Annotated in this window: 14 protein-coding genes; 7 read left to right on the forward strand and 7 right to left on the reverse strand. The window is 71.0% G+C overall.

Annotated elements, in window-relative coordinates:
• Nucleotides 1-37 precede the first annotated feature (37 nt).
• Together ACFSZT_RS06270 and ACFSZT_RS06275 are read left to right on the forward strand one after the other, a co-directional pair.
• Entirely contained in the window at nt 38-952 is a 915-nt protein-coding gene (locus ACFSZT_RS06270) for a LysR substrate-binding domain-containing protein (RefSeq protein WP_377389541.1), read from the forward strand.
• Nucleotides 953-1067: 115 nt separating this feature from the next.
• A complete protein-coding gene (locus ACFSZT_RS06275) occupies nt 1068-2708 on the forward strand; it encodes a serine/threonine-protein kinase (RefSeq protein ID WP_377389539.1) in 1641 nt (546 codons plus the stop codon).
• Between the two features lie 61 nt (nt 2709-2769).
• Here ACFSZT_RS06275 and ACFSZT_RS06280 read toward each other — a convergent pair whose 3' ends face one another.
• Nucleotides 2770-3225, reverse strand: a complete 456-nt coding sequence (locus ACFSZT_RS06280) for a DUF4383 domain-containing protein (protein WP_377389537.1) — start codon at nt 3223-3225, stop codon at nt 2770-2772.
• A 112-nt stretch (nt 3226-3337) separates the two neighbouring features.
• Nucleotides 3338-3685, reverse strand: coding sequence for an STAS domain-containing protein (locus ACFSZT_RS06285; protein WP_377389535.1), 348 nt, complete (start codon nt 3683-3685; stop codon nt 3338-3340).
• 203 nt (nt 3686-3888) lie between these two features.
• Between ACFSZT_RS06285 and ACFSZT_RS06290 the strand changes: the two genes are divergently transcribed.
• Together ACFSZT_RS06290 and ACFSZT_RS06295 are read left to right on the forward strand one after the other, a co-directional pair.
• Nucleotides 3889-4380, forward strand: coding sequence for a hypothetical protein (locus tag ACFSZT_RS06290; RefSeq protein WP_377389533.1), 492 nt, complete (start codon nt 3889-3891; stop codon nt 4378-4380).
• 61 nt (nt 4381-4441) lie between these two features.
• Nucleotides 4442-4741: a hypothetical protein gene (locus ACFSZT_RS06295; RefSeq protein WP_377389532.1), complete on the forward strand. Its 300-nt coding sequence runs from the start codon at nt 4442-4444 to the stop codon at nt 4739-4741.
• 66 nt (nt 4742-4807) lie between these two features.
• On the opposite strand, the gene ACFSZT_RS06300 is transcribed toward ACFSZT_RS06295, so the two are convergent.
• Both ACFSZT_RS06300 and ACFSZT_RS06305 read right to left on the reverse strand, forming a co-directional pair.
• Nucleotides 4808-5437 carry a DUF305 domain-containing protein gene (locus ACFSZT_RS06300; protein WP_377389530.1) on the reverse strand — a complete coding sequence of 210 codons (630 nt, stop codon included), beginning with the start codon at nt 5435-5437 and terminating at the stop codon, nt 4808-4810.
• 89 nt (nt 5438-5526) lie between these two features.
• Nucleotides 5527-5928 (reverse strand): DUF6153 family protein, encoded by a 402-nt coding sequence (locus ACFSZT_RS06305; protein WP_377389528.1) that lies wholly within the window; start codon nt 5926-5928, stop codon nt 5527-5529.
• Between the two features lie 188 nt (nt 5929-6116).
• On the opposite strand from ACFSZT_RS06305, the gene ACFSZT_RS06310 reads away from it, so the two are divergent.
• Together ACFSZT_RS06310 and ACFSZT_RS06315 are read left to right on the forward strand one after the other, a co-directional pair.
• The gene (locus ACFSZT_RS06310; RefSeq protein ID WP_377389526.1) at nt 6117-6614 is read left to right on the forward strand and encodes an RrF2 family transcriptional regulator; all 498 of its coding nucleotides are present in this window, start codon (nt 6117-6119) and stop codon (nt 6612-6614) included.
• A complete protein-coding gene (locus ACFSZT_RS06315) occupies nt 6611-7360 on the forward strand; it encodes an SDR family oxidoreductase (RefSeq protein ID WP_377389524.1) in 750 nt (249 codons plus the stop codon). Before ACFSZT_RS06310 ends, ACFSZT_RS06315 begins: the two co-directional genes overlap by 4 nt.
• Nucleotides 7361-7555: 195 nt before the next feature.
• On the opposite strand, the gene ACFSZT_RS06320 is transcribed toward ACFSZT_RS06315, so the two are convergent.
• Nucleotides 7556-8359, reverse strand: a complete 804-nt coding sequence (locus tag ACFSZT_RS06320; protein WP_377389522.1) for a three-helix bundle dimerization domain-containing protein — start codon at nt 8357-8359, stop codon at nt 7556-7558.
• 187 nt (nt 8360-8546) lie between these two features.
• On the opposite strand from ACFSZT_RS06320, the gene ACFSZT_RS06325 reads away from it, so the two are divergent.
• On the forward strand, nt 8547-9125 hold the full coding sequence (locus tag ACFSZT_RS06325) for a hypothetical protein (RefSeq protein WP_377389520.1): 579 nt from the start codon (nt 8547-8549) through the stop codon (nt 9123-9125).
• A gap of 48 nt (nt 9126-9173) precedes the next feature.
• Here ACFSZT_RS06325 and ACFSZT_RS06330 read toward each other — a convergent pair whose 3' ends face one another.
• The gene (locus ACFSZT_RS06330) at nt 9174-10340 is read right to left on the reverse strand and encodes a class I SAM-dependent methyltransferase (protein ID WP_377389518.1); all 1167 of its coding nucleotides are present in this window, start codon (nt 10338-10340) and stop codon (nt 9174-9176) included.
• On the reverse strand, nt 10337-12991 hold the full coding sequence (locus tag ACFSZT_RS06335; protein WP_377389516.1) for an HAD family hydrolase: 2655 nt from the start codon (nt 12989-12991) through the stop codon (nt 10337-10339). The genes ACFSZT_RS06330 and ACFSZT_RS06335 overlap by 4 nt, the downstream gene beginning before the upstream one ends.
• Between the last annotated feature and the right edge of the window lie 43 nt (nt 12992-13034).

The following is a 13034-nucleotide window of genomic DNA, read 5'->3' on the forward strand; positions in this document are numbered from 1 at the left end:
CGACGGTTTGTGGCCGTGAGCGTTTAGCGTGGACTACATGATTGACCTGCGCCGGCTTCGGGTGCTGCGCGTGCTCGCCCAGCACGGCACGATCACCGCGACCGCCGCGACGCTGCATCTCACCCCGTCCGCGGTGTCGCAGCAGCTGAAGCTGCTCGGGCGGGAGCTCGGCGTCAAGCTGTTGGACCACGAGGGCAGGCTCGTCCGGCTGACTCCTGCCGCCCGGGTGCTGCTCGAACACGCCGACGTCCTGACCGCACAGTGGGAACGGGCCTGCGCCGAGCTCGCCGCACACGAGCACGAGGTCACGGGAACGCTGCGGGTCTGCGGTGTCTCGTCGGCGCTGGCCGCGCTCGTCGCGCCGGTCCTGCCCCGGCTGCACGCGGCACACCCGCGGCTGCAGGTGGAGGTGACGGAGGAGGAGAGCGCCGACTGCTACGAGCTGTTGTTGACAGGGCAGTCCGATCTCGCGGTCGTCCTGCCCACCCCCGGCGCACCGCCGGTGACCGATCCGCGATTCGAGCAGCACCCGGTGCTCGACGACCCGCAGGACCTGCTGGTGCCCGACGGGCATCGGCTGGCGCGTCCGGAGGGCGTGGAACTGGCCGAGGCCGCGGGCGAGGACTGGATCGTCAAGACCCACCACAACGACTCCTATCCGCTGCTCACCGCGGCCTGCGCGGCGGCCGGGTTCGCGCCGAGGGTGCGGCTGGAGGTCAAGGAGTGGTACGCCGTGTCGGCGTTCGTCGCGGAGGGGCTCGGGGTGTGCCTGCTGCCCCGGCTGGTTCCGCTGCCATCGAGGTACGCGGTCGCGCGGATTCCGTTACGTGGCACTCCCGTCCCGACGCGCAGGCTGATCACGTGTGTCCGCCGCGGGAGCTCGGGGCATCCCGCGGTGGGTGCCGCGCTCGCCGCCCTGCGGGACGTGGCTGCTGCCCTCACGGCGGCCTGACGCCAGATTTCACGGAAACGAATTGTTTTCGTTTCGGCTCCCCGCACTGGGTTGGGCAATCGGCGATTCCGGCCGCCTTTTACCCTGACCGGGTGAACGACGGACAGGGCACGCTGTGAGTGAGGTGGGTCGGCTGCTCGCCGGGCGGTACCGGCTGCGGCGCCGCATCGGCAGCGGCGCGATGGGCGTGGTGTGGAAGGCGCTGGACGAGCGGCTTCGACGTGACGTCGCCGTCAAGCAGCTCATCCCGCAGCCCGGCCTCAGCGCCGAGCACGCCGAGGAGGCACGGCAACGTGCCATCCGCGAGGGACGGATCGCGGCCAGGCTGCGGCACCCCCACGCGGTCGCCGTGTACGACGTCGACGAGCATGACGGCCTGCCGCTGCTGGTCATGGAGTACTTCCCCAGCCGCAGTCTCTCCGAGGTCATCGCCGAACGGCGGCTGACGCCGATCGAGGCCGCGGGTATCGGGGCGCAGGCGGCGTCGGCTCTGGCCGAGGCCCACGCGGCGGGAGTCGTGCACCGCGACGTCAAACCCGGCAACATCCTCATCGGCGACGACGGCACGGTGAAGATCAGCGACTTCGGCATCTCCCGCGCCACCGGCGACGTCACGGTGACCCAGTCCGGGATGGTCGCGGGCACACCCGCCTACTTCGCGCCGGAGACCGCGCGCGGCCGGGCAGCCACACCCAGCGCCGACGTGTTCTCGCTCGGCTCCACGCTCTACGCCGCGGTGGAGGGGGTGCTGCCGTTCGACGACGACGAGGACAACCCGCTCGCCGTACTGCACCGGGTCGCCGCCGGTGTCGTGCCGCCGCCGCGACATGCCGGACCGCTCGCGCCGATCCTGGACGCGATGCTCGCCACCGATCCGGCCGCGCGGCCGAGCAGCGCGGACGTGGCCCGGGCGTTGCAGGACGTCGCCGAGGGCCGGCAGGTGACGCTCGCCCCGCACGCGGCGCTCGTCGCGGTGGGCGGTGCCGACGCGCCCACCGACCCGCTCGCCGGCACGGCGGCGCCCACGATGACGGTGCATCCGGCGCCCGGCACAGGCGGTACGAGGCTGGATGTGCGACCGCTTGCGGACCTTGACCACGAGCAGCCGGCCGCTGCGCGGCCGTCCCCGCCACGCAGCCGGTGGTGGCTGCTCGCCGCCGGTGTTCTCGTGCTGGGTCTGTTGACGGGAATTCTCGCCGCGACCCTGTCCGGTGACGACGACTCGGCCGACACCGCGCCGCCGCCGACGAGCGCCTCCGCGCGCCCGCTGAGCCCGGCCAGCATGCAGCAGGCCGTCGCCGAGTTCTACGCCGCTCTGCCCGCGGACACCGACCGTGCCTGGGGCCACCTCGCGCCCACCTTGCGCAAGCAGGGCCGGGACGTCTTCGACGGCTACTGGGCCGGCGTCGCGAGTGTCGAGGTGATCTCACAGCCTCGTGTGACGGGCCAGCAGACCGTCCACATCGGTATCAGGCTCGCGATGCGGGACGGCGGCACGGTGACCGAGTTCCACCAGTTCGGCGTCACGCGCGTGGCCGGCGCGCCCCGACTCAGTGCCGACACCCTGCTGCACAGCGAAACCTCGACACCCCCACCGCCACCGCCACCGCCGCCGCCGGCCGAGGACGACGGTCGCGAGGAGCGGCAGCCCGGCAACGACGAGGACCGCGGCGCGGACAGGGCAGAGGACGAGCGCAAGGGGGAAGAGGACAAGAAGGGCGAGAAGGAAAAGAACGGCCACAAGCGCGAGGAGTGAGCCGACGGGGCGGGTGACGGTCTGGTGAGGTCCGCCGCCCGCCTCGTCAGCGTTTCGCACCTCAGGCGGTTCGCCCGGCGATGGCGGGCCGCCTGCGCAGGGCCACCCCGAGGCCGATCATGCCGACGCCCAGGCCCAGGTGCAGCCAGTTGTCGGCGCCGTTGACCGGGACGAAGTTGGCCGCGCTGTGCTGGTCGATCAGCAGCCCGTACAGCCACAGCGCCAGGTAGATGGCACCGCCGCCGATGAGGAAGCCCGCGGCTCCGGCGGCGGTCCTGGCCAGCGTCAAGCCGGCGACACCGAACAGCAGGTGGACGATGTTGTGCAGGATCGACACGTGGAACACGCCCAGCAGCATCGCTGTCGATTCGTGTCCGGCGAAGGTCATGCCGCCGTAGTCGGTCGTCACCCCGGGAATGAAGCCCAGAATGCCGACCAGCAGGAAGACCGCGGCCACCACCCGCGCTGCTGTCTGAAGTGGACTGACGTGCCGCGTCGCGGCGTCCGATCGAGCCATGATTCGTTCTCCTTCTGCCGCAAGCGGCTGCGACGTCAGATCGGGCTACCCGCCGGGTGGGCGGATATGCAGCCGTTGAACAGTGTTCGGCGGCTCGGACGGCGGCGGAGTGCTACGTCGTCGCCGATTCGGCCGGCACGGGCAGTTCGGAATCGATGGCGAACATCGCGGCCAGGGTCGCTCGCTGCACCGGCGCGAGCACGTGCGAATGGGGCAGGATCACGGTGATTCTCGTAAGACCGCGCGTCAGCGTGCGTGCTTCGGCCAGGGCGGCGAGCGCGGAGGTGTCCAGCCGGGTGACGGCGGAGAGGTCGATGACCAGATGCGGTGGGCGACCGAGTACCTGGCGGATGACCTCGTGCTGGAATCGTGGCGCGGTCGTGCTGTCGATCTCGCCCGCGACCTCGAGCGTCACGGTGTGATGCCGCGAGTCGGTGGCCGAGCCGATGCTGAATCCCATGGATGAAGGCTTTCTCGTGCGGGGCGCCGGTCACCGGAGCCGGTTCGCCCAGGGCTGACGACGGCGTCTGCCGGGTCGTCGCGGACGGAATACCCACGGCCGATCGCTCTCACGCCGTCCGCGATGTCCGGCGGCGTGATGTGTGCCGCAGGGCGCGCGGCCACGTCGCGATTGCCGCGGTGCATCGCGGGTACGCCAGGACCGTGGAGAAATTCCTCGGCATCTACCTGAAGGATCAGCTCGCGCTGGGGGTGCTGTGGCGGGAGCTCGCCCGGCGGGCCGAGCGCAACAACCGGGGCTCGCAGGCGGGTGAGGCGTTGGCGCGCGTGGCGATGGGCATCGCCGAGGACGTCGACACCTTCCGGACGATCATGCGCAGGCTGGGGGTGCGTCCCAACCCGGCCAAGACCGCCGGGGCGGTGGCCGCCGAACGACTCGGGCGGCTCAAGCTCAACGGGCGGCTCCGCACGTACTCGATGCTGAGCCGGTTCGTCGAACTCGAAATCCTCACGATGGGCATCCAGGGCAAGAAGCAGTTGTGGACGACGCTTCGTGACCTGGCGGGCCTGGCCACCCGCCTGCCCGACATCGACTTCGACCACCTCATCGCTCGCGCGGAGCGGCAACGCGCGGAGCTGGAGCCGTTCCGCACGAGCGTGGGTACCCAGGCGTTCCGCGGCGACCAGCCCACGTGACGCACTGCCCAAGGGCCGGCGACCGGACACGCTCCTCGCCGTCCCGGAAGGGAGGACCACGGTGCCGGTTCGCCTGACAGTCCGGCAAGCGGGTAGCCACGAGTTCGAGGTCGAGTACCGGCGCCAGGGCCAGTTGGAGTGGTGCGGTCGGGTTCGGCTGCCTCCATGGCTTGCCCAGGAGCTGCGAGGTCCGGTGGTGGGCGAGGAGGCCATCGCCACCGCGGCCGCCCGGATCGCCGTCGAGGAGTTCGTCGCGGTGGGGCTGCAGTGCCCGTTCGAGCTGGATCCGGACACGTTGACCGCAGTGGATCTCGCCCTGGTGCCCCGGCTGCGAGCTGCCCTGCATGGCGAGCCTGCCTGACGCCTGCCATGGTGGCGGCGTACCCGGGTGCCGGGCGGACGTGCGCCCGCCCGGCATCCGGCGCGGTCAGCGCTGCAAGGACCGCATCTCGGCGATCTCGGCTTCCTGCGCGTCGATGATGCGCCGCGCGAGCGCCTTCACGTCGGGATTGCGTCCCTGCTCCAGAACCGTGCGCGACATCCGCACGGCGCCCTCGTGGTGGGCGATCATCAGCTGCAGGAACAGCCGATCGAACTCGGCGCCCTTGGCGCGCTCGAGCTTGCGCAGGTCGGCCGCGCCCATGCCGGGCATCTCCTCGTGGCCCGGGCTCGGTGAGTGGTTCCCCCCGGGCGTGCCGCCGTGGGTCTCGGTCTGATCGACGCCCCACTGTCGGAGCCAGGCCTTCATCTGGGCGATCTCCGGGCCCTGTGCCTGGGCGACGCGCCCGGCGAGGTCCACGATCGCCGGGTTGCCGGTGCGGCCCTGGACCAGGCGCGCCATCGCGAGCGCGCCCTCGTGGTGCGGAATCATCTGCCGGACGAACGCCACGTCGGCCTGCCGCTGGGCCGGCCTGTGCGCGGGCTCGTGGGCGGACTCGCTCGTGCTCGGTGCTGCGGTGCTGCTCGCCGGGCCGGCTTCGGAGCCGCCGACGCAACCGGTGGCGAGAACGGTACCGAGCGCCGCCGCCAGGGCAGCACGGATCACGGACTTGTTCATGGTGGGTTCCTCTGCGTTGTGGAGCGACGAGGTCGTGGAGCTGCACGTCTGCCGGGCCGCAGGAGTCACCGACTCCGCGGCGCGGGGCATCACAGCCTCAGCACACAGAGGTGATGGGAGAAGTTTCCGCGGCCAGGGGCGAAGGGATGTGGCGGCGCCCGGGCACCGGCGCGGCGCACGACGGGCGCGCGGGCGGCCGCGTCCTTCGAACGGCGAAGCGCGACCAACCTGCCGGTGAGCACGAGCACCGCGACACCGGCGAGCACGGCCAGGCACAGATGCCCGAGTGCGGTCGACGAGTCGTGGCCGGCCGCGAGCGAATCGGCGTCGTCGGGTCCTGCGTCGCCATGGTCCGGGGCGGCCTGGCTTGCGTGCGCGGTCGGGGAGGCCACGGGCGTGGCGTGGTGGGTCGCGATGTGGTGCATGACGACGAGACCGAACAGCAGAGCGCACACCAGCAGCCAGCGCGCCACGGCGCTCCGGTGTTGCACGTCGATCACTCCGCAGGCACTGAGTGGAGTCCGGCCTTGCCTGGTCTCCGGCGCAAATAGGTTACAGCGCCGGGTGCGGCCGCCAGGTGGCGGCGGCTTGCCCTAACCCGCACTCGCGGGCGCCCGGCCAACTGCACGGGCGGCAGGACTACCTAGATAATCCATATCTAGATATGTAGTGTCTAGGCATGGAGCTGCCGAAGGGCGTTGAGTGGGCCGCGCACGCGCTGGTTGTCCTGCATGTTGTGGGGGACGATCGGCCTCTTTCGAGTGCGGGCTTGGCGCGGGTGTTCGATCTGTCGCCCACATACTTGAACAAGCATCTGCAGAAGCTGGCCGCCGCCGGGCTGGTCACGTCCGTCCCGGGCGCGAGTGGGGGGTTCCGTCTGGCTCGCGGGGCCGATGAGATCAGCTTGCATGACGTCGTGGCCGCACTTGGGAGCGCCGGGCCCCTGTTCCGGTGCAAAGAGATCCGCTGCCAAGGAGCTTTTGCCGACCAGAAGTCCCAGATCCTGGCGCAGGGTCTGTGTGGCATCAACAGGGCCATGCTGCAGGCCGAGGACGCCTGGCGCTCATCGCTTCGGAGCGTCTCCATCGCCGCCCTCGCATCCGGCGTCGGCGCGGCATCACGCACCCGCATGTTCCAGGTCACCGGCCTGGAACCGACCACGCAGGAGAACCAGTGAAGATCGCCATCGTGGGGGCCACCGGCACAGCCGGCCTCGCTACAACCGCTGCAGCTCGACGGGCCGGGCACAACGTGATCGCCCTGTCCCGGGCCACCGGCGTCGACCTGCACACCGGCGCCGGTCTCCAGGAGGGGCTCACAGGCGCCGACGTCGTCATCGATACATCCAACGCCTTTCCGGCCAGCTCGGACGCCGACCTGGTCGCCGCCTTCGTCGCGGCAACCCGGCGTCTGGTCGAGGCCGGCAAGCAGGCCGGGGTACAGCGTCTGGTGCACCTGTCGATCTGCAACATCGACCAGCCTGCCTTCGACGAGTTCGGCTACTACCTCGCCAAGCGAGCCCAGGAAGAGGTGCTGGCTACGAGCTCGCTGCCGCACACCATCATCCGTTCTGCGCAGTGGATGGAGTTCGCGCTGAATCCCGCTGCCGTCACCGCCACCGAGTCGGATGTGCGGGTGGAGGACTGGTCCGTCCAGCCGGTCGCGGTCGCATCCGTTGCCGATGCCCTGGTCGAGGCCGCCACTGGCGATCCGCGAAACCGCCAGATTGCCGGCCCGAGCAAGATCCGCCTGCCAGAATTGACTCGCGCCCTGCTGGAAGCAACTGGAGACCCACGCCCGGTGGTGGTCACCGAGCCGTCCCTGCCGGCACTGGCCGAGGGCGTGTTGCTCGCCCCCGACGATGCCGAGCTACTCGGCCCCACCCCGGCCGAATGGGTCAGCGTCCAGCGGGCCTCGGCGTAGACCGGAGCACCAACGAAGTACGCCTGTGAGGGGCCGGTGCCAACCCGGCCCCTACTCATGTCCCGGAAGGAGTCCACTGTCCCACTGCCGCGGCCCTCACCCCTCGCCTGATCGTCGCCCGACTCGGCTGTCGGCGTCGTCCTCAGGTTCACGCCGGTGATGCGCACGGCGCAACAGGGATCAGTGCGGTGCTCCTCAGGCCGCCGACATCCTCGCCATACGGGGGCCGAGTGAGGTTGCCAGGTCGATGCGGCGCTGGGTGCGGCGGACGGCGGCAGCCCGTTCCGGCCTGTTCACGGCCAGCGCTCGGACGACGGGATCGTCGGGGCCGCGCCTGGCCTCGATCTCGGCCATGCGGTCGGTGAACGACACGGGTTCCCCGGTGGGGCTGGTGGTCATGTCGCAGTACCAGAGGGCGTCGCGCACGGGGCCGCGTTCGTCGGGAAACCGGGCCAGTTCGTGCGACAACCCGAGCAGCTCGGCGACGGCGGCGGCACCGGCGTGGTGGGCGACCAGCGCGCACACCCGTGGGTCGACGCCACGGTCGTGCAGGTACCGCGCCCCGTCGAGGGGGTGGAATCCGGTCACGTTCACCGGGCTCGCGTAGCCGATGTCGTGCAGCCACGCCGCGGCGATCAGGGTGTCGCTCTCGGCCGGTGCCACGAGGTGGGCGATCCGGGTGGCCGCGCGAGCGACGCCCTGGGTGTGTGCCCAGCGGCGGGGCAGTTCGGTGGCGAGCAATTCCCGGGCCGTGCGCTCGGCCCAACCCGGCAGTGACTCGGCACCGGATCGGATCCCGGCGCGCACGGCACGCTCGACGAGGATCGGCACGAAGGTGAGCACCCGGGCATTCGCGAAGCGAGCACGCTCCTGCCGTACCCGGTCGTGGATGACACTGGCCGGCACTCGCCGCTGCTCGCGGGCCAGCCGTGTCTCGAGAGCCTGGATTTGCTGGTCGAGCCGCGCATGGGCGACTGTCGAAGGCTCCGGAGTGCCCATGATCTCCTTCCGCTCGCTCAGTAGGCAGAGCGCTCCCCGAGTCTTGGCCCGAGTGGGCCGGATGGCAATGCGAAAGCGCTGTAGGCCACAAGCCGACGAGCAGTCGTGTCCGCGCTCGTAGGCTTGCCCCGCTCGCGGGCGTGAGTTGTCCACACCTTCGGCACAACAGCGAGCAGAGGACGTGCGCATGACGCGGGATGACAAAAAGCGCGGGCAGCGTTTCGCGAAGTTGGAGCGAACCACCACCCGAGTGGCGGTAGGGCTCGTCATCGCGGGCCCCGTGCTCGGCATGGCCGCCGGCGTGCTCGGCGCGCTCGAGGTCTACCCCTACGAGCACACCATGACGGTCGCGCTGACCAGCATGCTGGTTCCGATCGGCCTGGCACTGCTCGTCGGCGCGGTCGTTGGTCTGTACGTCTTGGGTGGGGCGAAGCTCGCGCCGTTCGGTGCCGTCTTCGTCGCGGGGTTCGCCGCACTCGTCTACGGGATCGTCGCGGGCGCCACCACATGGTTCGACGTCGGCGTCGGGCTGCTCACGATCTGCGGCGGGGTGTTCTACCTGGCGGGCGTGGTGTCCGGGCGCGCTCCGGCCGCGGCGCACAACACCTCGGGGCTCGGCGTCGCTGTGGTCGGTGGCCCGGTCGTAGCCGTCGCCGGTCAGCTGCTCGGTCAGTGGGGCCTGTTGTTGTTCGGGGCGATGGCGTTCGGCTGCGGCGTGGGCGGCGTCCTCGGCCACTGGTGGGTCGTACGTCGACGGCCCGAATAGGCGTGCCCGCCTCCGTCCGGCGCCGCAGCCGGGCGAGCTCCGGTCGACTTATCGCCGCCGCCCAGGCAGGACACGCCGGACGGCCCGGGTGATCGGGTTCTCGCGAACCCGTCGTCGCGCCGCGTCACCGGCGAGCTCGGCGATCACGGCCGCCGCCCCGCGAAGCGTGGCCTGCCGCGCGCTGACCGCGGCCAGCCGCTGGTGAGCTTCCTCGAGTGCGGCCAGATCCGAGGCATGGCGCTGCTCGGCCTTGTGCAGCCGCCGGGTGAGCTGGTCGAGTTGCTGCCGGCTGCTGTGGAGCCGTTCGGCGAGGGTGTCGGCCTCCCGCACGTGCTGCGCGGCCTCGTACTGCAGCTGCAACACGCGGGTGTACAGGGCGAGGCGGTTGTTCTCCATCGCCGCCAGCAGAGACGAGTCCGCATAGGGGGACAACGCGGCCCGGATGGCCTCGGCGCCCGGATTGCCATCGCGAACCAGCACACCGACGCCGAACACCGCCGGGATCACCGTCAAGCTCCATGAGTCGCGGGCCGCGGCCACGGCGTCCTCGACGGCGGTGAGCACGCCGTTGGCCTCGCCGCCGGCGTGGGTCGCGGTGGTGAAGGCGCCGGCCCCGACGAACCCGGTGGGGGTGAGTTCGTCATGCCAGATGGTGGGCCCGTCGGCGCTGTCGGGGTGGCGCGCTTCGGCGGGCAGTCTCGTCGGCTGGTAGTACAGATCGCGGCGCCCGCACGGCCACAGCACGTCGTGCAGCACGATGACCGCGTCCGGTGCGCGGGTGAGGATCCACTCCAGTTCGGCGCGCACGGTGGCGTAGTTGTGATCCCCGTCGAGCACATACAACTCCGCGGCGGGAAGCCCGGCCAGCGCGGCCGGGGAGGGCTGCTCGATCAGCCGCACCGCGTCGTTGTCACCGAGCGCGGCACGCAGCGCCGGACTGGGGTCAGGGTCGACGCAGTACACCCGGCGGGCTCCCAGGCCGGTGTACATCTCGGTGACCTGCCCGGACTCCACGCCGATCTCCACCACCGTGCCGATGTCGCAGTGGGTGAAGACGGCCGCGAAGACCTCGCGGAACAACGCCAGGGAATGCAGCAGCAGCGGTTGGGCACGCGCGGCGCGGGCTTGGGCGTGGGGGTCGTGGCGATCGCCGGTCGTCACGTGGCCGCGCAGCGCGGCCCCGGGCGCGCCGACGCCCCGGGACGCGGGAGTCATCGGAGTCCGGCCAGCTTGCGAGCGGCGATCCGGCGAGCCCCGGCCGCCACACCGGCCAAGCCGCGGGTCCGGTACTCGGCGCGGGCCCGCGCGGCGATGCGCGTCAACCGGTCGGCCGGCGGAATCCTCGGTTCGAGCCTGGTGACCGACCGGGGCAGCAGCGCGAACGCGACACTGATCTGTGCGCAGGTAACCGGTGCGCCCAGCTTCGCCGCCAGCGGCAACCACATTGCCGACCGTTCGGATTCGCACTCGATGATCTTGCCTCCCAGCCACAGGCATTCCGCCAGTGGCAGGCCGGCCAGGTCCTCGACCGTGTCCCACCGCAGCACGCGCGGGGTGGGGTTGCCGCCGGCGAGCACGGTGGCCTCGATCCAGTCGATGCGCACCAACGCCGGTCGCCCGGCGATGGCGATGGTGACGTCGAGCGCGCCCCCGGCTTCGAAGTCCAGCCGGGCGAACGAGAGCCCATTGTGGTTGATCCGCAGCCGTGAGCGTGGCCCGTCGTGCCAGCGGTCGTCCCTGCCCCGCCAGCGCAGGCGCGTGTAGGTCGGCTCGCCCGCGGGTTCGAACACCGAACGGTCCAGCTGCCCGGAATCCACCGCCCTGACGGCCGCGCTCAATTGCGGGTCGGTCGCGGCCAGCAGGCGCGGCCAGAACGCGTCGCGCATGGTCAGCTCGTCCAGGTCGCCGGGTGAGAGATAGGGCAGCGCAGCGGCCAGGTCATCCGGCACGATCCGGGTGGCGATCTCGGACCCGAAGTTGTCGTCGTGTACCCAGCCGCCGAACACCCCGGCCTCCTCGACGGTGGGGGCGATCAGCGCCGCGCCCAGGATGCCCGCCAACCGGTCTCGCGCGGTCTCGCCCAGTATGGGCCAGGCGCCTTCGGAGGCGTCGACGTAGCGGCACCACTGGGAGTGGAACGCGCGGATGCCGGCCTGCACAGCACGGCGCTGCTGTGCTTGGGCGTCGCTGTCGACGCAGGACCCGAGTGAGGGAGTGCCGTCCTCGGCGAAGCCCAGCAACGACCCGCACACAGCGCTGACGCACTGCTCGAGGACCTCCGGGCTGCGCCTCACCGCCTCGGTGGTCTCGGCCGGGTGCCCGGCCTGCCCCAGGTATCCCTGGGCGCGCAACCCGAGCCGATGGAGCATGGTCACGCGGTGGTCGGTGGCCAGGTACAACCCCGACACCCGCACCGGCACGTCGGCCAGCCGCAGCACCTCGGCGAGTTGCCGCTGGATCGTGCCGCCCCAGCCCAGATCCAGCAGCAACAACTCGGGATCATCCAGGGCGCCGCAGCCTCGCAGCGAGGCGATCAGCCGTTCCCGGGCGGCGGTGACGGTGGTCGCCAGTCTGTTGCGCAGGTGCGCGGTCTCGGTCAGGGCGGCGGCGACCTGGTCGACGATGGCGCCGTTGTCGAGCACCACGTCCAGCCGGGTGGCCAGTGCGGGCACCTCACCCGGTCGCAGCTCCAGCATCGCCAGCAACCCTCGCACGGTCAGGCGGTAGGAGCGGCGGATGAACTGGTGCACCGACGCTTTGTCGAACGCGTGCAGGTTCGCGATCGACGTGACATGCCGTGACAGCCACACCGGTCGCGCGCGAACCGCCCAGCCCCGGGCGGTCGCGGTGGCATTGACCAGTTCCGAGAGCAGTTCGCCCTCCCGCATGGGGCACCACAGTGTCGCGATCCCGGCGCGCTCCGCCTGGTCGGCGGCCCACTCGGCCAGCCCGGTCAACACCGGACCCACAACGCCCGCGCCGTAGCGCCACGCCGTACCCACCGCGGCGTCGGTTTCCCCCGTGCCGGCCAGGTGCAGGGTCTTCGCCCGTAGGCCGGTCAACCCGAAATCACCGTCGACCGCGTCCAGCGGCGGTTTCGCCGGTTCGAAGCCATCCTCCGGCTCGCCTTCCCGGTCGAGCACAGCCGCAAACCGCTTGTCGACGCGGGAGTAGGCGACCGTGCGAATTCCCAGCTCGGCGGGTACCTCGACGTCCGCGACCGCGTCGTCGCCGACGTGCACCAGCTGCTCGGGGCGCAGCCCCAGATTGGCCAGTACCACTTTCCACAGACCGGATGACTTGTCCACTCCATGCTCGTGTGAACGGAACACCCGCGCGCCGCGCAGACCGGCCAAGTGCGGGCGGTTGAGCAGGCGAGTCAGCTGTGCTTCGGTGAAGTAGGTGTCCGAGACCAACACCAGTGAAATGCCGCGGGCGGCTGCCAGATCGACAAGCGCGGCAATGTCGAGGTCGACCACGGTGAGCTCGCGTTCCACCTCGAGTTCGGTCTCGACCAATTCCTTGAGACCGGAGCCTGGGAACAGTTCCAGAGGCATCGCCCGCCAGATGTCGAACAACGACACCTCGCTGCCCCAGTCGGCGCGGGCGCGACGCGCCTCCTGCTCGGCAGCCACGCGCATCCGGCGAAACGACACCGGCGACAACCACTGCGCGCAGCGCCCACCTGCGTGCAGCCTGGCCGCCAGCAACTCGAACACGTCCGTCGGCCGCGGTACCCGGCGCCACAACACCGTGTCGAACACGTCCAGGGACAGCGCCGTGCACGAGCCGCTGTCCACCGCGTCCCACGCCGGACGCAACGCGACGTGCGCGATCCCGGGTCTTGCCTCGTCGACCACAGTCATACCGCCCCACCCCAGCTCCGAATGTCATAGAGGAAAACGGCAA

Origin of the sequence: Prauserella oleivorans, from assembly GCF_042685745.1 — a bacterium.
GTDB lineage: Bacteria > Actinomycetota > Actinomycetes > Mycobacteriales > Pseudonocardiaceae > Prauserella_A > Prauserella_A oleivorans.

Bases quoted from the DNA above. Each gene is read 5' to 3' on its own strand.
- ACFSZT_RS06300 (WP_377389530.1), bottom strand. From the start codon at position 5,437: ATGAACAAGTCCGTGATCCGTGCTGCCCTGGCGGCGGCGCTCGGTACC.
- ACFSZT_RS06320 (WP_377389522.1), bottom strand. From the start codon at position 8,359: ATGGGCACTCCGGAGCCTTCGACAGTCGCCCATGCGCGGCTCGACCAG.
- ACFSZT_RS06310 (WP_377389526.1), top strand. From the start codon at position 6,117: ATGGAGCTGCCGAAGGGCGTTGAGTGGGCCGCGCACGCGCTGGTTGTC.
- ACFSZT_RS06285 (WP_377389535.1), bottom strand. From the start codon at position 3,685: ATGGGATTCAGCATCGGCTCGGCCACCGACTCGCGGCATCACACCGTG.
- ACFSZT_RS06335 (WP_377389516.1), bottom strand. From the start codon at position 12,991: ATGACTGTGGTCGACGAGGCAAGACCCGGGATCGCGCACGTCGCGTTG.
- ACFSZT_RS06330 (WP_377389518.1), bottom strand. From the start codon at position 10,340: ATGACTCCCGCGTCCCGGGGCGTCGGCGCGCCCGGGGCCGCGCTGCGC.
- ACFSZT_RS06270 (WP_377389541.1), top strand. From the start codon at position 38: ATGATTGACCTGCGCCGGCTTCGGGTGCTGCGCGTGCTCGCCCAGCAC.
- ACFSZT_RS06325 (WP_377389520.1), top strand. From the start codon at position 8,547: ATGACGCGGGATGACAAAAAGCGCGGGCAGCGTTTCGCGAAGTTGGAG.
- ACFSZT_RS06280 (WP_377389537.1), bottom strand. From the start codon at position 3,225: ATGGCTCGATCGGACGCCGCGACGCGGCACGTCAGTCCACTTCAGACA.